Annotated in this window: 10 protein-coding genes; 2 read left to right on the top strand and 8 right to left on the bottom strand. The window is 44.7% G+C overall.

From position 1 onward, the window contains the following. Window positions 1-324 precede the first annotated feature (324 nt). The 5 genes from XPG1_RS15200 to argF form a co-directional block, all read right to left on the bottom strand. A complete protein-coding gene (locus XPG1_RS15200) occupies window positions 325-11802 on the bottom strand; it encodes a non-ribosomal peptide synthetase (protein WP_045959898.1) in 11478 nt (3825 codons plus the stop codon). 806 nt (window positions 11803-12608) lie between these two features. Beyond that, window positions 12609-13604, bottom strand: a complete 996-nt coding sequence (locus tag XPG1_RS15190) for a D-cysteine desulfhydrase (RefSeq protein ID WP_045960827.1) — start codon at window positions 13602-13604, stop codon at window positions 12609-12611. 40 nt (window positions 13605-13644) lie between these two features. Beyond that, window positions 13645-15072, bottom strand: a complete 1428-nt coding sequence (locus tag XPG1_RS15185) for a Na+/H+ antiporter NhaC family protein (RefSeq protein ID WP_045959893.1) — start codon at window positions 15070-15072, stop codon at window positions 13645-13647. A gap of 45 nt (window positions 15073-15117) precedes the next feature. Further along, window positions 15118-16263 (bottom strand): trans-sulfuration enzyme family protein, encoded by a 1146-nt coding sequence (locus XPG1_RS15180; protein WP_045959891.1) that lies wholly within the window; start codon window positions 16261-16263, stop codon window positions 15118-15120. A 338-nt stretch (window positions 16264-16601) separates the two neighbouring features. After that, window positions 16602-17615: an ornithine carbamoyltransferase gene (gene argF, locus XPG1_RS15175; RefSeq protein WP_045959889.1), complete on the bottom strand. Its 1014-nt coding sequence runs from the start codon at window positions 17613-17615 to the stop codon at window positions 16602-16604. A 233-nt stretch (window positions 17616-17848) separates the two neighbouring features. Here argF and rraB point away from each other — a divergent pair, with 233 nt between their 5' ends. Continuing rightward, window positions 17849-18274 carry a ribonuclease E inhibitor RraB gene (rraB, locus tag XPG1_RS15170; protein WP_045959886.1) on the top strand — a complete coding sequence of 142 codons (426 nt, stop codon included), beginning with the start codon at window positions 17849-17851 and terminating at the stop codon, window positions 18272-18274. An 81-nt stretch (window positions 18275-18355) separates the two neighbouring features. Here rraB and XPG1_RS15165 read toward each other — a convergent pair whose 3' ends face one another. Genes XPG1_RS15165 through XPG1_RS15155 form a run of 3 tightly spaced genes read right to left on the bottom strand, consistent with a single transcriptional unit; the run spans window position 18356 to window position 20628 of the window. After that, the gene (locus tag XPG1_RS15165) at window positions 18356-19129 is read right to left on the bottom strand and encodes an amino acid ABC transporter substrate-binding protein (RefSeq protein ID WP_436286813.1); all 774 of its coding nucleotides are present in this window, start codon (window positions 19127-19129) and stop codon (window positions 18356-18358) included. Window positions 19130-19178: 49 nt separating this feature from the next. After that, window positions 19179-19943 carry an amino acid ABC transporter ATP-binding protein gene (locus XPG1_RS15160; protein WP_045959884.1) on the bottom strand — a complete coding sequence of 255 codons (765 nt, stop codon included), beginning with the start codon at window positions 19941-19943 and terminating at the stop codon, window positions 19179-19181. Further along, window positions 19921-20628, bottom strand: a complete 708-nt coding sequence (locus XPG1_RS15155; protein ID WP_045959882.1) for an amino acid ABC transporter permease — start codon at window positions 20626-20628, stop codon at window positions 19921-19923. Before XPG1_RS15155 ends, XPG1_RS15160 begins: the two co-directional genes overlap by 23 nt. A gap of 896 nt (window positions 20629-21524) precedes the next feature. Here XPG1_RS15155 and XPG1_RS15150 point away from each other — a divergent pair. After that, complete coding sequence (locus XPG1_RS15150; protein WP_045959880.1) at window positions 21525-23009, top strand: hypothetical protein; 1485 nt, start codon at window positions 21525-21527, stop codon at window positions 23007-23009. Window positions 23010-23177: the final 168 nt, after the last annotated feature.

The following is a 23177-nucleotide window of genomic DNA, read 5'->3' as shown; positions in this document are numbered from 1 at the left end:
CATTAAACAAGTATAAGAAAAATTGGAGAGACTATTTTAAGCGTATTGATTATTTTTAGTAGAAAAATTGAAGTATGATCTTCATTATTTCCAATGATTTTTGCGTATATTATCGATATCGCGATATTATTCCTGTTATCTATCATCAATCTTCATGATGACGGGCATATTCCGTTGATTTCTTTCGGGTGTTTCTTGCTGATTGTCGCGGATATACCTATTTTTATCTGAATTAACATGTTACCGTTTCAGGTCCCGTCACCGGGAACGCCATTAACGGATTTCCTTATCCAAAAATGGCGTCTTTCTTTACAACATATGGCGTTAATCTGCCATCGTTAACATGGCCTCCATAATGTCTGATTTCTGCTCAATGATATTGTGATGATCGCAACACAGGGGAATGACGGACAGATGCTGGCAAGCCTGCCCGACATGGTTGTCACTGGCATACATTGCTTTTGCCGCGGATGTCATCTCGTTCTTCGCTAACTGAGCATGGAATGTCGGTAAGCGGGTCGCTTTGAACAGCGTGACCTGACTATGTTGTAAGCGTTGGGAAATCTCATGCTGGCAAATGGCATCATCTGCCGGGCTTGCTTCCAGTGCTCGTGCCGCGGCATCGCCTTCCAATCCCAATTCCTGCAATAACGTTTGTCGCCAGCTTGGATGCATGGCACTTAATCTGACCTGATAGAAACTGTCCAGCAGATAGAGGTGGATATCCGTGATCCCCCTGGCCTCCAATTGAGCGGCGATCTCCAGCGCGATCACGCCTCCCATTGACCAGCCTAAAATATGCACGGGGCCTTGTGCCAACGGTTGCGATTGCTCCATTTGCGCCAGATAGAAGCGGGCAATGTCATGCAATGAGGTGATCAATGGCCGATGGTACAGGTTGTAATTATCCACGCCGACACAATGCCAGTGTTCTTCCAGTGTCCTGGCGATATCCAGATAAACTTCGCACCCGGCCATAGCGGGATGGATCATCCACAATGTTTGCTGAGCCATTTTTTTGTTTAATGGCTGGATTAAACGGTATGCCAGACTGCTCAGAATGCCACGGATAGTGCGTTGTTTGAACAGTGTCATGACCGGGATAGTTTGCCCGAGTAAAGTGGACATCTGTTGGCAGACAGATATGGCCAGAATTGACGTCCCGCCACATTCAAAAAAATCATCGCTCACACCGATGTGATCCAACGCCAGTTTCTGTTGCCAGAGCCGACAAAGTTGCTGCTCTTGTTCGGTTTGTGGGGCGTCATAGTGAAGCGGTGTTGGCGCGAAATGAGTGAGCGCCGACAATTGCTTACGGTCAATTTTGCCACTGGAATTCAGTGGCAATTCCGGCATCTGCACCAGAACGGTTGGCACCATATACGGCGGTAGTGTCCGGGTAAGATGCTGACGTAAATCCGCTTCATCCAGAGGCACTCGACTGACATAATAGGCGACCAGGCGATCTGATGAACCACGGACTTTGACGAGCGCACATTGCTGGATATCTTCCACTGCCATCAGAGTATTTTCAATTTCTCCTAACTCAACCCGAAAGCCATTGATTTTTACCTGATTATCGATTCGGCCTAAGAATTCAATATTGCCATCCGGCAGCCAACGGCCTAAATCACCGGTGCGATACAGGCGTTCACCACTGATCGGGTGTTGGATAAAACGCTCTTCTGTGCGGATCGGATCTCGATAGTAGCCTGTCGCCAATCCGACGCCCCCAATGTACATTTCCCCGATCGCCTGAGCGGGAACCGGTTCCAGATCATTATCCAGCAGCAGGAGAACCTGATTGGCTAATGCTTTGCCATAAGGGATGCTTTGGTGATAGCTGGCGCCTTGGGGGACTTCGAATAATGCTGACCAGAGTGAGACTTCCGTTACGCCGCCACCGCTGAATATACGGCAGTCAGGTAGCCAATGACGGCAACGCGGTATATGGTTAACCGGGATCCAATCACCGGATAACAGTACTCTGTCCATGACAATTTGATTGCATGTTTCCGTTTCCTGTAATGTTTTTGCTTCCTGTAATGTTTCTGCTTCCCGTAATACCAGTTCGAATAATGCGGGTGTCGAATTCCAGATCGTGACATGGTGATCACGGATCAGCCTCAATAAGGCATCAGGCTGATAGCGCTGTTCCTCGTTGGGAATCACCACTCTCCCACCCACACCCAAAATGCCGAAGAGGTCATAAACGGACAGATCAAAGCACAAGGCATTGATCGCCAGTAAGGTATCTCCCGGCACAACATTAAGCTTACGGTTGATGTCTACCAGGGTATTATTCGCGGCAGCATGCTGGATAGCGACCCCTTTTGGTGTGCCTGTCGATCCCGATGTGAAAATCACATAGGCCAGGCTGTCACCGCGAATGGGGACAGGCAGCGACAGAGAAGCCGGTGTCGGCAGGTGCAAAGCGCATCCGTCAGCGCTAATTTGGAGGGTTTCAGCGATGTCGGCCGCCCATGATTTGGTACTGAGTATTAATTGTATTCCCGTTTGTTCAATGAGTTTCTGGCAACGTGAGGGCGGCCAGGCGATATCCATCGGGACATAAGCCCGCCCAGCCAGTAAAATGGCCAGAACAGCAATGAATTGTGCCCGGCCTTTGCTGATCTGAACCGCGATCAGTTCAGATTGATGATGCGAATGTTGCTGAATTTGTGTCGCCAATGTTTGTGCCGACCGGCGCAATTGTGCATAGCTGCATTGACCGATGTCATCAATCAACGCGATATCATGGGGATGTTGCTCTGCCCAATCAAGAAACCCTTGATACAGTGGCTGGCTATAGAGCGCGGGTGCCTGCGTTTCCCTAGGCGGCTTCAACAGTGCGATTCTTTCTTCCGGCGAATAGAGGCTGATGGTTTTCACTGATTGCTCAGGATGTGTCACCATCTGCCTCAAGATATTCTGCAACTGTTTGATCATGCCATTAATGGTGTCTGGGGCAAACAGCGCGGTGGCATAGTTAATGTGGGCAGACAGAGCCTCATCCCCCTCTTCAAAGTAGAAGCCGAGGTCAAACTTAGCAACATCATAAACATCCACCAGACTCTGCATGACAAACGGCACACTGGCATCAAGATCCTCTGCTTTTTGTTCCACGGAGAAAGAGACCTGGAACAGTGGGTGGCGCGATAAGTCACGTTTGAGATGCAACATCTCAACCAGTTTTTCGAAAGGCATATCCTGATGTTGCTGGCTGGTGATGGTGTTGGCAAATACCTGCCGGATTTGTTCAGTCACACTCCAGTGTGGGGCTATCTGGTTACGCAATACCAGCATATTGACGAACATACCAATCAGCGGTTCTAACTGTGGATGTGAACGATTGGCAATCGGATTGCCGACAAGAATATCTTGCTGACCACTATATCTGACCAGCAGGCAATTAACTCCGGTCAATAAGACCGCATGTAGGGTGACCCCCAATTGACGTGCCAATTGTCGCAGTTGGTGACTCAATGGGGGGGCGATGGAAAAAGACACAGTGCGGCCACGGTGATCAAAAAGAGGCGGACGTGGGTAGTCATAGGGCAGTTCTAATTGAGGGCAGTGTTGCAACTGTTGTTGCCAGAACTGTTTTAGCGACGCCAGTTTATCGCCGGACAGCGATTGCTGTTGCCAGGCAGCATAATCCAGATATTGAATGGGTAAGGGGGCTAATGCGGGTGGACGTTGGTTCAATTCTGCAACATAAAACGCCGCTAATTCCTTTAACAATAGATTCAGTGACCAGCCGTCAAAACTGATATGGTGAAGGTTGATTAGGCAGAAATGCGCGATATTTCCGTCCGCGTCAATGCGTTGCAACAGTTTGGCTCTGATGGGGTATTCTTTTCTCAGATCAAAGGGTTGGAAAATCTCTTGATGCAAGAAACTAGGCCACTCATCGGCTGGCACGTCAACACTGGGCACCGGCAATGCTTCATCATGGGTTTGCAGGTAACAGGTTTCAGTATCATCTTGCTCAACATTATTTTGGGTATTGGGGGTAAACGTACAGCGCAACACCTGATGCCGGTGAACAACCGCTTGCAAGCTAAGGATAAAACTCGTGAACTGCGTATCGGCACGCAAACTGAATAATAGCGGGATATGGTAGGTGTTATTTTCTTGCATCAGGGTTTCGATAAACCAAAGCCGCTGTTGCGAAAAAGAGAGAACACTGCGTGACAGACCCCGTTTGGGTATTGTGTCGAGTTGTTCCAGCTGGTTTGAATGAGCCGTCAGGAAAGTACACAGTGATCTGATCGTCGGATGCCGGTTAAAAACGGTTAACGGTATCTGGTTTTGCAATACCTGACTGAGACGGTTACTCAACTGAATGGCCATGATAGAATTCCCGCCCAGTTGGAAAAAGTTATCGTCTATCCCGATCTGTTCAGCTGACAACAGCTCTGCCCAAATATCACAGCATTGCTGCTGCAAAGGGGTTTCTGCGGGAGCATATCCTTGCTGTAAATCAGCGAAAGTGGGGGCAGGGAACTGACGGCGATCCAGTTTGCCATTGATGGTCATCGGAATGAGAGGCAGTGGGATCAACGCACTGGGTTGCATATAGTTAGGTAATATGTCTACCAGCGATTTTCGGATTTCATCGGGTTCTGCGCCACTGGCTGATGTGTAGTAACAAACAATGCGGGGGGAGGCTTTGTCATGAATAATGGCCACCGCTTGATCAACACCGGAGATTGTCGCCAGGACACTCTCTATTTCACCAAGTTCGATCCGATGCCCGCGAATTTTTACCTGATTGTCGTTACGGCCAAGATACTCCAATGTGCCTTCTTCCCGCCAACGAACCATATCGCCAGTACGATATAAGCGTGAATGGTCAATATGTTGCTGATAAGGATTGGCAATGAATTTTTCCAGGCTCAGCGCGGGTTGATGCAGATAACCGCGTGACAGGCTAATCCCGGAGATAAACAACTCACCCGGTACGCCGACCGGCACCGGTTGCAGATCCGTATCCAACACATAAACGCCGTACTGTGTCAAAGGCTTGCCGATATTGGCGGCACCATTGTAACGATAGGGGTTAACGGTCGTTAACACACTGGCTTCGGTGGGGCCGTAGCAATTAAACACATTGCGTCCCTGATTGCTATAGTGATCCAGCACATCCTGAGAAACGGCCTCACCGCCAATTGCCAACCATTGCAGACTCGCTGGCAATAGGGGTTTGAGTTTGAGCAGGGCGGGCGGCAGCATCGCGTAATTGACCTGGCATGTTTGCATTAATGTTTGCAGTTCCTGTAAATCATAACGCTGGGTATCCGACGCCACGACCAGCGCATGACCACCAGCAAAAGCCGGGAAACTCTCCATTAAATGCGCATCAAAGACAATGGACGCAAATTGCAGGAAGCGAAGCCCCGGTTGTGCGGAACCCAACCCCAGTCTGGAGAGTAGACTACGAGCCATGAGTGCAGGGCCACGGTGTTCTATTAATGTACCTTTGGGTTTCCCGGTGGTGCCGGACGTGTAAATGACATAAGCCAGTTGTTCGGGTTCAACCTGCGGCAGAAACGACGAGATATCATCGGGCGTTTCTGTCTCCGCCAGGGCAGTCAGGGACAGCGGTTGCAGGTTATCACGTTCAAACAGTGAGGCCAGATCCGGTTCCGTCAACACTAACCGGACTTTGCTGTCCTGTAAGATGTAATCCAACCGTTCTGCTGGCGATTTGGTGTCCATTGGAACATAAGCGGCGCCGGCTTTCAGTATGGTTAATAAGGCGACAACCATGTCGATGCTGCGCTTGCAGCACAGGCCGATCAGTTCACCGGGCGCCAGTTCACGCTGGAAACGCTGGCGGTATAGGGTACGAAGCTGAACGGCATAACGCGATGACATTTCATCTAATGCTTGATAACTCAGCGCTCGTTGATCATCCATTAAGGCGGGAAGATCGGGAGTCCGTTGTGCCTGCCGTTCCAGTAAACCATGCAGGGTACAGGGTTCCCATGTCTCCGGTTCGGGAGCAGAAAATACCCACTCTTCCAGGAGTTGTTTGCGTTGATTGTCACTCAGTGCGGATAACCGTTGATGCGAATAGTGGAGGTGAGAAGGCAGACGAGCCAGTAATACGCTTAACATGTCTAAAATAGCATTGGCGCGTTCTGTCTTCAGGCAACTGGGTTTGTAAGCCAGAGAAAGTGTCAGACCGTGTTCGACATTGCCTTCTGCAATCAGGTTCAGTGGATAATCTGTATCGCCTTTGGCGGTTCTGACACTGGCCTGCATGGTTTCCAGTTCGGTGGTGGGGTAGTTTTCATAGACAAAAAGCGTCTGAAACAGTTTTTCACCACTGAAAGGGAGTTCTGCCAGAGGCTGAAAACTGTAAGTATCCAAATCAATCATGCGTTGGTGAAGGGTACGGAGCTGTTGCAGACAAGTTAGTTGTGGTTCCCAATCCATGGCTAAAGGCAATGTATTGATAAAGAGACCAACACTATTTTCGATGCCTGCGACCGGGTGATTTCGGCCAGATAACGTCACACCAATGATGGTTTGAGTTTGTTGGCTAAACAGATGCAGTAACTTGTGCCAGGCGAACTGCAACATCACATTGAGTGTCAACCCATGATTGCGGGCGGTTTCCTGCAATGACAAAGCAACTGAATCAGGTAATGTCAGATGCGTGATAGCCTGAGTTTCTGAGATGCCATTATCAGGCGCATTCAACAATAGCGAAATATCGGTACTTTCCCAATGCTGGACAGCGAGCTGCTGCCAGTGATTGCGACACTCTTCTGCCTGTTGGATGTAGTAACGTTGGGTAGCTAGATAAGCGGTATCAAGGCGGATATCAGGCGTCTGACCTACCAGAAGTTGCTGATAAGTCTGATGAACATATGCCAGCAAGAGCTGGTTACTCCAGCCATCAATAATAATATGGTGGCTGGTATGGATCAGGCTGTATCGATCTGCTGCCAGCTTCACCAAACAAATCCGTATTAACGCCGGTTGATGCAGGTCGAAAGGCTGACGGTTTTGCTGTTGACTAAGTGCAATCAATGCGTGTTCTGGATCCGCGTGGTCACTCAAATCGTGGTATTGCCAGGGCAGTTCAACCTGCTGGAACACAATTTGTTGAGGCTGATCTTGCCAGTCGAAGCCGGTGCGCAATAGGGGATATTTTTGTTGCGCGCATCGCCAGGCCTGACGGTAATGATGGGGCTCGATAGGCTGGGCGTAATCCAATATAAACTGAAAGTGGTAGGTTGAATTCTGCGGATGGCTCAGATGATGGTGGATAAATCCCTGTTGCAGGCTATTGGCCGTGGAGACCCAAACTGGCGTTAATCCGCTTGGTAAGCGCGCCAGTAAAGCGGTATCCATGCCATCATGCATTGAATTGAGCAACGTCTCGGAAGGCGCGGTGATCTTGTTGACTAACTGCATTAATGCCGCTTGGAAATGGTGATCCCATTGTGCAAGCTGTGACTGGCTTAACAAACCATCCCAACGATAATGTAATGCTTGCCCGATAAACCAGACATTAAGGGTCAGTAAATCACTGCCAGCCCCATTCATATTATTGGGATGAATGGTTTGACCGGCCGTTTCTGCGGTGATTTGCCAATCACTGTCATTAGTCTGTAACTGCCCTAAATAGTTGAACACGACCGCCGGATAAGGCAAGGGTAATGCGCTGCGCAGGAAGCTGTATGAGATACCTGAATCCGGGATATCGGCGAGGACCGCCTGAACTTGCTGCAACGAAATGACCTTTTCACCGTTGGCAGAAAAATGCAGGGGATACAGTGCCGTAAACCAGCCCACGGTACGCCCCACATCCAACGGTATCGATGCAAGCTGGCGGCCATGTCCTTCCAGTAGCAAGGTATGATTTGAGACACCACTGACATGGCTTAGTGTATGCAGCAGCGCCGTCAGCAAGATCTCATTGGGGTGATAGTTTTGAGGATGATATTGAACACGGTCATTGATCGCATTCAGCAGACGGAGACTGTCTGCGGCAGGTAACGTTTGCCACAGATATTGGCGTGTGTGGCAGGTATCCAGCAACGGACGGTAGTCATATTGTGCAACACACTGTTGTTGCCAGAATGTCTGTTGAGATCCAAAGTGGGGTGTTTGCTCTGCCAGTGCAGATTGCCATTGCCGATAACTGGCTGTTTTAGCGCCGAGCGCTTCACCATGATAAAGCTGTTTCAAATCATCCAGCAGAATGCGCCAGGAAACGGCATCCACAATCAGGTGATGTAGGGCGCAATAAATACGCGCTGAGCCATCGGGATAGCCATCGATATACGCAAAGCGCCATAACGGGCCATTGGCGATATCGAAATCACATTGCCAGCGATCCAGACCGTCATAAAGCTCGCCTTGATTCAAAGGATCACGGTTAAACGGATCCTGATGAATCTGATCATAGTGGCAGATCGCTAATGCCGTGGGGGTTATCTGCGTGAGATCCCGATAACATTGCTGTTCAGTAGAGGGAAAGCGGGCGCGCAGCATATCGTGTCGTTCTGTCAGCGCTTGAATGGCTGTTTCTAATCGCTGTGGTATCAGTGGGGGAACTCGAATCAGGAAAGCCTGGTTCCAATAATTGGGATGAGGAAATTTTTGTTCGAAGAACCAATGCTGAATCGGATGCAGAGGAAAGTCGCCCGTTAATACGCCCTGTTCGGCGGGCTGTATCTGATTTTCAGTGGTTTCTGTTAACTGTGTTGCCAGTTTGGCAATGGTACGGCACTGATGCAATAACTTCGTGCTGCAAGGTAATTGCTGGCGGTGCATTTCTGAAATCAGACGGATAACCGAAATCGAATCGCCGCCCAGATGGAAAAAGTCATCATCCACGCCGACTTTATCCACGCCCAGGATCTGCTGCCAGATAACTTGCAGTTGATGCTCCAGTGCGGTGGTTGCCGCACGGTAAAAGTGATGACTCTGTTTAAAATCAGGTTCGGGTAATGCGGCGGTGTCCAGCTTACCATTGAGGGTGATTGGCAGCGCTTCCAACTGCACAAAGGCGGATGGCATCATGTAATCCGGCAAAGAAAGCTGTAATGTGCGACGGAGATGATCCTCGCTCAGCGTCATGTCTGATACATAGTAGAGGACGATGTGGGGATGATTTTGTTGACCGCGAACCTGCGCAGCGCATTGACTTAACCCTGATGCGGCAATAAACGCCTGTTCAATTCCAGATAACTCGATCCGATGTCCACGGATTTTTACCTGAAAATCGGTGCGTCCCAGGTATTCCAGTTCGCCGGTTGGCAGCCAACGAGCCTGATCACCAGTGTAGTAGAGGCGTTGATCGTCGGTATGCTGTGTAAAAGGATTGGCGATGAAGGCTTTTGCGGTTAACTCAGGTTGTTCCAGATACTCCCTGGCCAGCACCGGCCCAGCAAGATACAACTCGCCCCCCATTCCCATTGGCACCAATTGTAGCTGTTTATCCAATACATAAGCATGAACACCCGGCAGCGGTTGACCAATGTTGCGATCACTGTCTCCATCCCCCTGATAATGGTGCATCGAGACACACACACTGGCTTCTGTTGGCCCATACGCATTGAACACCCGCCGTCCTTGCCGGGTGTAATGAGCCAAAATGGCTTGCGGGGTTGCTTCACCGCCAACCAGGATCGTTTGCAGTTTCACCGGCAAGTCGGGTTTCGTTTTTAGTAGCGTCGGTGGAAAAATGGCGCCGTCTACCTGATATTGTTCAATTAATTTTATCAATAGGTCGAGGTCATGACGCTCTTCTTCCGACGCAATCACCAGGGTATGACCAAAACATAAGCTAATAAAAGTTTCGAACACATGCGCATCAAATGCCACGGAAGCAAATTGCAGCCAGCATTGAGGCATTTCACCCTTTTTAGTGAGAACCGCATACTCGCCCTGAAGCATCGTCAAGACACCACGATGTTCTAACAGCGTTCCTTTGGGACGTCCTGTTGTTCCAGAGGTATAAATACAATAGGCCAGAGAACGGGAATTCGCGGCCGATTCGGGCGCACAGTCTGGTTGGTGGCGATAATCATCGTTGGGATTATCCAGTGACAGCAGAGCCAGATCCTGGCCGTGGTCGCGCAGCCTGGCTTGGTGTGCCAGTTGTGTAATGGCCAGCCGAGCCTGACTGTCTGTCAGGATATAGGCCAATCGTTGGGACGGTGTTTGTGGATCGAGCGGCAGATAGGCCGCGCCTGCCTTCATTATCGCCAGCATGGCAATGACCATATCGACCCCGCGGTTCAGGCAAATGGGCAATAAGGTATCAGGGGATAATGGCTGCCCTGTTGCCTGTTGATAGCGTGTTTGTATCAGGTGAGCCAACTGATTACTGCGTTGTTCCAGTTCCGTATAACTCACCTTCTGCCGGTTATCGATCAGGGCAATACGTTGTGGATGTTGTTTTGCCTGTTGCTGAACAACATCATGCAGCGTTTTTGCCGGGATATCGATGGGTTTCCCTGGATTCCCGAAGGCCAGTAGCGCTTGACTTTGATTGGGGGGTAAAAAAGGAAATTGTCGGAGCGGTACGTCTGGCGCCGTCAGCGCATTAACCAGCAATTGCTGGAATTGTTCTCCCAAGACGGCGATTTGGGTTGGATGAAAACGGTCAGGCAGATAGCGAATGCGAAAGGACCATTGTTCAGCGTGTTGCTGATATTCCAGTACCAATTCTGAATTTGCTAAATCATGATTGAAACGGTGATTGTAATGGACTTCACACCCCTCAAGTTCCAGACAAATATCCTTGAGGTTAGCTTGAGATAACGTCACATTCAATTGACACACAGCCGTAGAGCGGAGAACTTGAAAAATCGGCCAGGATGAGAAGCGCAGGCCAGGTGCGGCTTTTAATGATGATGTGTAATTGAGCGTTTGTTGATACAGGGAAGAAAAAGTCGCTGTGTCATCCAGTTGAAGAGGGAAGACGGCGGTATTGATTTGCGCGCCCAATGAGAGCGATTCACTGTCTGGCAGGGCGATGGGATAACTGATATGGGCTTTCTTATCGGGAGAATATTGGGCAATTAACGCCGCCCATACCGTCTTGAAAATGAGGAAAGGGGTGCTGTGTCGTACCGCGTGTTTAAGAGGTTGCCACTGCTTGAATGGCAGACTGAAACGGAATTCCTCAATCAACGTCTGCTCAGCGGTTTTTTTTGCTGAAGGTGTTTTTACTGACAAATAGGGTAATGCGTTGCTGGCATTCATGCCATCCAGACAGGTTTTCCAAAATTGTTCGGGATGATGCGCTTCTAATCGATCTCCCTGTCTGCGATATTGCGCAAATTTTTCTGCAATTTGTTCTGGTGTCAGCGGGGAATGGCGCAGTGGTCGTTGGTTATAGAGATCAGATATCGCGTGATAGAGCTCTTGCGTACTTTCGCCATCCACCACGATATGGTGCAAAACAATAATCAGTTGGAAATGCTGTTCACTTTGCTGAAATAACCCGAACCGAATGAGTGGTCCTTGTTTTAAGTCAAATGGCAACATAGAAAATGGTTGAAGATTTTCTTCATTATCAATCATTACCAGGGGATTTTCGTGATGAGTAGACAATTCCCAATATAATTCGCCATTTTCTTCCGTGAGCCGTGCGTTCAATAAAGGATAGTGGTTCAACAATGCCTGTAACGCACGACGCAATTTATTTTTATCCAAATTGCCATGAATCGTTTGATCCATCACCATGTTGTATTTAAATGAATCAGGATCAAGCGTCCATTCATTCCAGAAAAGATAGGTAGATGGAGAGGCCAAGATATTATCCATACAAATATGTCCTTAGGATTTGAGAGTTAAATAAAAACCGGCTCACTTGAACAAAAATCAGGTGAGCGTCTTTTCAATCAATCCTGGTGTTACATTGGCAAAGAAATACCTAATCCAGCCATTATGCTTAGATTAATTGGCTGGCAATTTTCGTTATTTATTGTTTTTTTTGATTTTTATGAATTGGATGACGGTGCTATTTGCAAAGCGCACGCTGCTTATTCTTATGTTGGAATAAGTCATTTTTCCTTAATATTGATTCTTTCTATTTTTGTTGCATCCATCTTAATATCTCAGATATCCCTGGTATAGGTGTGTTTTGGTACAGTGATATGTGGCCTCAAAGGTTTTCTGAATTACAGAAGGTTATTGAGCCCATAAAAAAGGTTATTTGTGACCTGAAAAGGGAAATAAAATTAATTTCAAATCGTAATTTTAATTTACAGTTATTGTTTTGGAATGGTTGGTTTTAAAAAATATACTTTCATAACAAAATTAAATAAATATTATTTTAAATAATGCATGAATCAAAAAATATTCCAATATATAGATAATTTTATAATATGCATTTTTAATAAAATAATTACGTGATTATTTTTATATATAAAAATAACATCACTTTACAAAGTGAGGGTATGGCATCTCTTTAACGATGCAATACATGCCATCGGTGCTGATGCTGTCCAACAAAAAGAAAAATATCGGATAAAAACAGAAAAAACAGCTATTTTTAGCTGTTTTTTCTGTTAAGTAGGAGGAGGTTGATAGCCAACGAGATGAAATCTTCGTCCTTTGTTCGTTAATTTTTATTGGGTGACGGCTTCTATTCCTGAATAGGAGAACAAGGCTGGAGCACCGCCGGTATGCACAAAGAGCAGTGGCTTCTGACCGTCAATCGTCTTATTCAGCACATGATCAATTAATCCCGCCATGGCTTTTCCGGTATAAACCGGATCTAATAAAATGCCCTCTTTTTGTGCCAATAGCGTAATCGCATCTGACCCTTGCTTATTTGGCATACCATACCTGGGTGCAAAATAATGGTCCCACAACTGGATATCTGGACAAGCTGTTTGGCCTAAGAGTGAACTGATCTCCTGTTGTAACTGATTCACTTTTGGGGCTTGCTCGGCGGTAACACGTGAGACAGTCACACCGATGACGGGGGTTTGTGGTAGAGCGGCCTGTAACCCGATAGCCAATCCGGCATGTGTACCTGCGCTTCCTGAAGCGACAACAACGGCCGCAAACTCGATCCCTTGCGGACGTTGTTCAGCAATTTCTAATGCGCAGCGCACATACCCCAATGAACCCAACGCATTGGAGCCACCGACGGGCACAATATAAGCTGCTTCCAGATGGTGTTGATCAATCCACGCCTGCATTTGCCGATTTGGATCAGTCAACTCATCACACATCACACATTGGGTGTTGAATAATTCCGTGAGCAGCTTATTGCCATTATTTAGAAAATTATTATCTTGGTTTTGGATGGGATTTTCTAATAAAGCAACACATTTTAAGCCATATTTCGCCGCCATCGCAGCGGTTTGTCGCACATGATTTGATTGAATTGCTCCTGCGGTCACAATCACTTTCGCTTTTTTTTGTAATGCATCGGCAATCAAATATTCCAGTTTACGTAATTTATTTCCCCCCATCGCCAGGGGCGTTAAATCATCTCGCTTAATATAAATATCTCGCCCTAAATAGCGGGATAAATTCTCTAATTTATCCATCATGGTGACTGTTTTCAGTAAATCAACCCGGGCAAATTTTGCTAAGTTTTCTTTTAAAGACATCGTATTTTCTAAAGACATAGTATCCTCGGTGGATCGTAAATTAATAAGTCAAGCCTAAATATAAATAGATGATAAGAGCGAAACTGGCGGTGACCAAGGCATAGGGCATTTGGGTTCGAATGTGTTCAATATGATCACAATCGGTTGCCATTGAGGCAACGATAGCATCGCTGGAAATGGGGGATGTCATATCACCAAAAATAGAACCCGAAATGGCGGCCCCAATCATATATTCAGGCGGCATCCCCACTGAAACCCCTAGCTGTACACCAATGGGGATCATAATGGCGAATGTCCCCCATGACGTGCCGGTGGCTAATGACATGATAGAACTAATCAAGAAAATAAAACCGATGGAAAAACCGGCCGGAATAATCCCCGAAGTCACTTGTGCAATGTAAGCACCGGTATTTAAATCAGCGGAAACGTTCCCCATTAAGAAGGCTAATACCATCACAGAGCTGATTTTTATCATGCTGGCATAACCAATATAAAGCTCTTTAAAAAAAGTTTCGATGGTCAAAACGCGGCGTAATAGAAACCAGAAAAAAGAGACGGTCGTTCCGAACATCACACTCCAATAGATAGACGTTGAACCGCTACCTTGACTAAAATCACCCTCACCTGTGATATAGAGGCCGATGGGGAGCATAAATACTGTCGATAAAATAGGAATAAAAAAGTTTAATGACGTATGACAATTGGGGTGTTCAATAACCTCATCATTATCTTCACTGTGTTTGTCTTTCTCCGTGCCATGATTTAAGCGTTCATTTAAAGATCGCGTTTCCGCGGTTCTCATCGGCCCCCAAGACACATTAGAAAAAATATAGAATAAGACCGAAGCCAGTGACAACCAGGCCATAATATTATAAACCATCGAATCTGCCAGAATATCAAATGGCTCACCATTGATTAGGCCCCTGGTAATCTGTACACCGATAACCCCCATCATTGCGGCGCCCCAACCATTAATCATGGCCGAGGAGCAGACCGAAACACAGGATGTTTGGATAATGTAAGACATTTTTTCGGGTGGAATACCATAATTTTTGGCTAATTTTTTTGTTGATGCCCCCGCGATCAATTGGTTCACTGAGCTTTCAATGAAAATTAAGGATGTAATGATCATTGACAAAAATTGAACAGATTTTTTATTTTTAATAAGCTGCGTCTTGTCCGTCAGTAAACGAACGAAAGATCGTACTCCGCCGGTCACCACCACCAGCCGCATGATTCCGCCAATCATCAATATGAAGATGATCGTTTTTGTACTGCTTGCAGAGGAAAAAGTATTAATAATACCTTCAATCGTTCCTTTTATGCCTAATAGAATATTATGATCATGAATAACAGTAAAACCCACTAATATGCCCAGTAATAATGATAGAATAACCTGGCGTGTAAATATCGCTAAAATAATTGTAACAACGGGCGTAATGATCGTCCAAATACCGTAATCATTCATTTTTTACTCACCTTATTTTTTTGTTATTTTTTATATCAAGTCAATTTATTCTAATGCTTGCTCAAGGTCAGCTAATAAATCGCGAATATCTTCAATCCCTATGGATAAACGTAATACCGTGTCATAAATACCAATCTCTTCACGCTCTGCTTTTGTCATTGAACCGTGTGACATCGTGGCTGAATGGTTAACCATACTCTCGACACCACCGAGCGATTCCGCCAAAACAAAATAGCGCAATTTACTTAAAAATCGCTTTGTGTCGGTCAGATCGCCCTTTAATCGGATCGTGACGACGGCACCCCCTGAGCGCATTTGTTCCTGACAAATGGCATAGTGTGGATGGGTGGGTAAACCGGGATAATAGACCTGTTCAATTTTGGCGTGAGACTGAAGAAAGCGGGCAATTTCAAGTGCATTGGCACATTGCGCGGACATTCTTAACGCGAGTGTTTTTAAGCCCCGCAGTGCCAGATAAGCATCAAAGGGAGAAGCAATGGCGCCCATGGTCGTCTTTAAAAAGTCTAACCTATCGGCTAAATGATTTTGATGTGTAATCACTGCACCACCAATCAGATCCGAATGGCCGCCAATATATTTACTTGTCGATAATATAATGAGATCAGCCCCTAATTCGAGGGGTTTTTGATTCCATGCCGTTGAGAAAGTATTATCAACACACGTTAAAATATTGTGATTTTTTGCGAATGCACAAATACGCTTAATATCAACTAATTCTAATAATGGGTTCGTTGGGCTTTCTATCCAAATTAAACGGGTATTATCTTTTATTTTGGATGCAACTTCCGTGAGATTATTTAAATCAACATAATCAAATTGATGACCATTATTTTCAATAGCGACTCGTTCAAATAAACGAAACGTGCCGCCATAGACACCTTTCATTGCAATAATATGGGATTCTTTCGGTAATAGATTTAACACTAACGCGGTGGCGGCGACACCTGATGCAGTGGCGGTTGCATAAACACCACCTTCTATTTCGGCTAATAATGTTTCATAAGCGTAGCGTGTTGGGTTACTGCAACGGGAATAACAATATTCACCCTGTTCAGACAAATTTTTTTGGACAAACGTACTGGCTGTTGTAATAGGTGGAAAAATGGCATGGTTTTCTTTGTCCTGCTGTTTTCCACCGTGGATTAATGCGGTCGCTATATTTTTTATCATTTTTGTTGTCCTATAAATGAATGATGAATATTTTTAGGGGAAATATCGTACTCTTGAAAAAAAGAATATGACACAGAGAGATAGAAAATTTTTTCCAAAAAATCCCGGTATTTGTTTGATTTAGAGAAGATTTTTTCTGTAAGTCATAATTTATGATATAAATCAAATAATTAAACGGGTTTGATTGAATGTGATGACTATCAATATATTGGAATTTTATGCAGAGTGATAGCGTTATTTTCTGATTTTTAACAGGAAAGTAGGTAGGAGGGAGGCCCAATACAAAATGCGATATGGGCTTATTTTTCCGTTGTCGCAAGCAACGCTGAATTCGGTTGTCACAAATCCAGCGCCTCCACCAGCGTAGCCACCATCAGGGCTTTAATGGTATGCATTCGGTTTTCAGCCTGATCGAAGACAAGACTGTGCTTTGATTCAAACACTTCATTCGTCACTTCCAGACCACCAGATAAACCAAATTCCTCCGCCAGTTGCTTACCGAGCGTTGTTTCTTCATCGTGAAAAGCAGGCAGGCAGTGCAGGAATTTTACGTTTGGATTCCCCGTGAGTGTCACTACATGCATATTCACTTGATAGGGTTTCAGTAAGGCAATCCGCTCTTGCCAGACCGATTTGGGCTCGCCCATCGATACCCAAACATCGGTATACAGAAAATCCGCTTCTTTGACACCTTGTGCAACATCTTCTGTCAGCGTAATCTGACCGCCCGTTTTCTTCGCTTGTTCCCGGCATTCTGCCACCAGCCTGTCGTCTGGCCAGCAGGATCTTGGTGCGACTAAACGGAGATGCATTCCCGTTAATGCGGCGGCTTCCAACATGGTATTGCCCATGTTATTGCGCGCATCGCCTAGATAGGCAAATGTGATTTCAGACAGCGGTTTTGGGCAGTGTTCTTGTATTGTCAATAAATCGGCTAAAAGTTGGGTAGGATGAAATTCATCCGTCAGGCCGTTCCAAACCGGAACATTGGCGTATTGCGCCAGTGTTTCGACAACCTGCTGCCCATATCCACGGTATTGAATCCCATCGTATAAACGCCCAAGTACCCGAGCGGTATCTTTGATGGATTCTTTGTGTCCGATCTGACTGCCATTGACGCCTAAATAGGTGACATTTGCCCCTTGATCATGGGCTGCCACTTCAAATGCACAACGTGTACGGGTAGAGTCTTTTTCAAAGATCAACGCAATATTTTTTCCCGTGAGTAAGGGAGACTCAGAACCCGATTTTTTATTCGCTTTTAATGCATGAGCCAGCGTTAAAAGTGAGTTGATTTCTATCGGAGTAATATCCAGTAGTCTTAGAAAAGAGCGCTTAAAAAATGGGTTCATTAGGGATTGTCTCCATCAGTGATATATTGAATATCTATTCAATATATATCGATAAAAAATCCAATTACAAGCCCTGTTTTCAGCGTCTAAGAAAGGGAATATATTAAGATTAATGATAAATCAGTCGGTTAGGAGGTAAACGTCTTCTTAAACAAAATTAGTTAGGGATATCCTTTGCGTATAAAAGATGGGAGAATACCCAACAGGACAGCCAACTGAGTGAGGAAATTGGCATGGCAGACCCACATGCTTTAGAAGAACAGCGCGAAGAAACTCGCTTAATCATCGAAGAATTATTGGAAGATGGCAGCGATCCCGATGCGCTTTATATTATTGAACACCACTTTTCGGCAGAAGACTTTGATCAACTGGAGAAAGCCGCTCTCGAAGCCTTTAAATTAGGTTATGAAGTCTCGGATGCCGAAGAGCTGGAAACAGAAGATGGCGTTGTTTTGGTGTGTTGTGATGTGCTGACGGAAAGCCGCCTGGAGGCTGAATTGATCATCGCACAGACGGAACAACTGATGGATCTGACTGAAAAGCTTGGCATCAATTATGACGGCTGGGGGACGTACTTTGAAGATCCAAACAAGTCAGATGATGACGAGGATGAGGGTGATCTCTTTCCCCCGGAAGAAGATGAGCACAAACTTCATTAATGCCGTTTGAACCAGATACCCCACCGTCCAAGTGGGGTTGATTGATGGTTATCGGTGTAACAGGTTTTTGATCATCCTGACTTACTTCGAAATATCCACACCGAAATATTTCTCGGAAATACGGCGATAAGTTCCGTCATCCTTCATGCCTTGCAGCGCCTGGTTGACGGCGTTTAGCAGTTCTGGATCCCCTTTGCGCAGTAAAACAGCTGACTGACTGGCATCGGCTTGCTGGGCGATAATTTTTACCGGCGCATTCGGACGCTGTTTTTTGAAATCGAGGAATGACAGACGATCATTTAGCGTGACATCCGCCCGCCCGGTAGCGACCAGATCAATTGCCTGGTTAAAACCATCTGTACTCACTAAGGTCGCACCATAAGAGGTTGCCAGTTGGCCGTAGTTACTGGTCAGTGATTGGGCGGCGCGTTTTCCTTTAATATCAGTAAACGTTTTAATATCACTGTTATTCTTGCGGGTGATCAACACAACCTGAGCGCTGGTGTAAGGAATGGAAAAACTGAATTTTGCTTCGCGTTCCGGGGTGATACCTACTTGATTGATCACGGCATCAAAACGTTTGGCACCTAGCCCGGCAATCAATCCATCCCATTTGACTTCCATAAATTCTGCTTTGACCTTCAAACGACGGGCAATTTCCCGTGCAATATCCACATCAAAGCCGGTTAAGTTATTGCTGGGATCATGATAAGTGAAGGGGGGATAAGTGCCTTCTGTACCAACCTTAAAAACGCCAGTGGCTTTTATCGCATCGAAATCTTCGCCGGCATAACCAGGGTAAGAAATAGCCAGAACAGCGGCTCCCGCCAATAACAAACGCAAAAATTTTTTCACTGTATTTCTCCGAATCAATAATTTTTCTGATAGTAAACGTGACTGCTCGCTAGATTTCCCAATCCGGTAAAGTTTCCGTCAGGGTAGAAATAAACTCCCCAGTACGTACCTTACTGGGGCGAGTAAAGAGGGTTTTTGCCGAACCGGATTCAATAATTTCACCGGTTTCCAGAAATATGACTTCATGGGCGAGATTAGCCGCCAGACGTAAATCATGCGTTGCCATTAACATCGTGGTGCCTTCTTTGGCTAACTGTTTTAAAACAGAAACGACTTCCTTGGATAACTCAGGATCGAGGGCTGACGTTGGTTCATCACACAGCAAGACTTTGGGCGAGGGTGCCATTGCTCTGGCGATGGCCACTCGCTGTTGCTGGCCACCTGATAGGGTGTGCGGCCAAACATCTGCTTTGTGTGACATCCCCACTTTTTTTAGTAACGCTAATGCGCGTTCTTTGGCACGTTCGCGTGACCACTTCTGTACCCAAATCAGCCCTGCCATAATGTTCTCAATGACTGTCAGATGAGGAAAAAGCTGGAAGTTCTGGAATACCATACCGGTTTGCAGATTAATGCGTTGAATTTCCCGATGTGGTAACCGCTCCTTACCATTAAACGTTATTTGCTCTTTGCCTATTTTCAGCATCCCGGCCTGCGGGATCTCTAACAAATTAATACAACGCAACAGCGTACTTTTCCCGCTACCGGAAGGGCCAATCAGAGCCGTCAGACTACCTTCCTCTATTGTCAAGTTAATATTTTTCAGCACCGGTTGCCCGTCGAAACTTTTTTCAATGTTGGTGAGTTGGATCATCGTTGGCATCCTGATTAATACGGCTGTTTTGTTGAGCGAATTTCTTTTCTAACCGGACTTGCAGTGCTGATAACACTGAACTCAGGAGAAGGTAGAGAATGGCCGCTTCGGTATAGAGAATCAGCGGTTGATAGGTCACGGCGGCGATACGTTGTGCTGCCAGAAACATTTCCGGCACCGTAATCACGGAAGCCAGGGACGTATCTTTGACCAGAGAAATAAAGGTATTGGACAAGGGGGGAATTGAAACTCTCGCCGCCTGCGGGAGAATGACCCGGCACAAAGATTGCCACCAACTCATACCAATAGAGTGAGAGGCTTCCCATTGCCCTTTGGGAACAGAAGTCAGTGCAGCACGGATAACTTCTGAAGTATAGGCACCGACATTCAGGGTAAAGCCGATAATCGCCGCCGTGAAGGCGTCCAAGGTAACACCTACGCTAGGCAGCGCGTAGAAGATCAGAAAGAGTTGTACCAATAAAGGTGTGCCACGTATTAACCAGACATAAAAGCGCACCAGCGCAATCAATGGCTTAGGGCCATACAATCTGATTAAAGCAACGATAAACCCCAGCGAAATACCCAGTACGAAAGTGATCAGGGTCAGGGGAATCGTCAATGTCAGGCCGGCATAAAGCATCGGCCATAGGGAATCCAGTGCTAAATTGAGCCAGTCTGGGGTCATACATTCATCCTAGTTGCGATTAAAATATGTTTGTTTTTTATAGAGTTGCTTTAGCGATGATATGGCAAGAAAAGAAGATAGCGATATACAATAAAGTTATAGCTTAGAACCTTGGTATCGGTTAGTTATATCAATCACATCTTATGACAACATGTGATTTTTGGGGTTGAGAGGATTGTCATTTTTCTGGATGTTTCTTGTAGGGAGTGATGCCTTTTCTCACTATTTTGATTGACGCCAGAAAAAAACGGAGAAATCCAAATATTTGCATACAAAATGTCTGCCGTCAAAATAGTAAATATCACTGATGGTAAGTATAAAGATTCAACTATGATTGTTTACGGTTGAAGAGGGTGAGTCCGTCATATCACTACATACAGATGGGTATAAATATAATTTAATTGATTATTTACCAATAAATATACGAGTAGATATATAAATAACATTTCATATCAATATTTGATTTTTTTTTGGTTAAGAGGGTTGTGATTTTTGTTTAAATCTAAGACACTGCAATGACAGTTTTATAATATCTATGAAGATTTATAATAAACGTGCGCTATAATTATTGTATAAAAATAAGTGTGTTTTAATTAAATCATCTTTTTTAAATTTTAGTGTAAAATAGTGAAATCTTTTATCCGTTAATGTAGTAAAAAAAACTGATATTTAAAACGGATGGTTATAGTTATTGTTTTTTTAGATGTAATAAGAACATGTGGTTACTATATTAATATGATTTTATTTTTACGAATGATAATATTTTTAACCATTTTATGAATAATACAATAGTGATTTGTCAGGGGGTAAGAAACACGCGATATGTCTGAGATTATTTTTGAATGATTCGTATGTGATTTATTATGTTTTTTAATTAAATAAATACGGAGAAAATCATGTCTATAACAATAATTCCTAACAAAAATGAAACAATTGATATAAAAAATAAATCCGTGATGGTAAAAATAAATTATATTGATGATATCAGCAGTAACGAAAATCAAAATAAGAAATTGCAATGGGAACTTGATGAATCCTCAGCAAAAATTGCAGAATTTCATTATTCAATTTTACCCGTCGACAAACATGGGGAAACGACTAATATTCTTCGCCCTCTGAGTGATGTAAAAGTTGGGGATAAAGTTATTTTTAAAATTACAGATATCACCGATGGAAATAATAAAAAACAAATTGATACAATTACCTATATTTATGATGACGTCCTGTTATCCCCGTTAGAAGATCCACTCGGCTTAAAAGCCTACAGTACTTTTTCCGATATTGCTGATATTGGCAAGAGCGGTTTTTTTCTGCAGTTAACAGTCAAGGTAACCGAGGCAAAAGCTGATGGTACACCAGGAAATCCAAAAAAAGCAGCTAAAATATATTTTGATACCCCTAGTTCTGCAGTACAATTTTTCTCAGGTCTAGACAAAAATACCAAGTTGAAAAAAGATAATGGTTTAGGATTCCAAGTCCAGGCAGATCCTCAAGGCGTGGCTACCATCTATCTGGGAGCAACTATGCCTGGAATATTTAATATTACAGCTGCATACTATTCAGGTAGTAGTCTCTATAAGAGTCATGTTCTAACTCAAGTTATTTTTCTTGATACAGAGCCAGGGGGAGATTTACCTCCTTTATTTTTGCCATTAGATATTGATAATGTGCTGGATTTAGATGAATATTCAGGAAATTATTACCCTGCTAATCTGCCATCAAGTTTAACTACTAACTTACACTTTGATGAAGAAAGAACACTAGGAGCGATTGTAGTAAACGATAAAGTGGTAAAAATTAATACGTTAAGGAAATTAATAGAAGGTGTTTCATTAACAAAAAATTATATTAATACGACTACCGATAATACGATCTATTATCTTTTAACTAATGAAAATGGTGATAGTTTCTCTTCCTCGGTACAAAACTTCACGGCAGTAGGCAGTACAGTATTAATGCCAGATCCTGTTATTTTGCGCACGCTGGCAGCCCCGGAGACGACAGCCTCGTTTGTCAATCTTTCCGCTACTATGGGAGATTTACACCTCACAATTCCTAATTATACCAATAAAGCTGTAGGTGACAAAATTTACGTTACTGTTTACCTGGATGGCTATAAAGATAACACCAATGTAAAAAAACGTGATGTCATTACATATGATGACATCAAAGTAAATAAAGACAATCTTACGGCTGAAATTCCTATCACGGTTGCTAATGGTGATCTCTTGGGTTATTCCAGCAATGCTGAAGGATCTTCTGGTACTTTTCAAGTTGATTATAAGGTTATACCATTTGCATCCACCGATACCCCTGTTTATTCTAAGATATTAAATTTACCACTTTCTACTTATGAAAAAGACACCATAAATTTAGAGTGATTTTTAAAACAATTCAGCGGTGTAATCTATATCCAATAAACTTCAACTTACATAGATAAAACACAAATAAGTCTTATTTTCCCGCGCTTCATGAGGGAGAATAAAAGCATCTTGAAGTACGATTGGTATACCTTTTTAAGATGGTTTTTAAATTAATTTATAAGAGGA

The sequence above is a fragment of the Xenorhabdus poinarii G6 genome (assembly GCF_000968175.1).
Classification (GTDB): Bacteria; Pseudomonadota; Gammaproteobacteria; order Enterobacterales; family Enterobacteriaceae; genus Xenorhabdus; species Xenorhabdus poinarii.
Note: the sequence above shows the minus strand (reverse complement) of the source record. Positions and strands in the feature narration are given on the sequence as shown.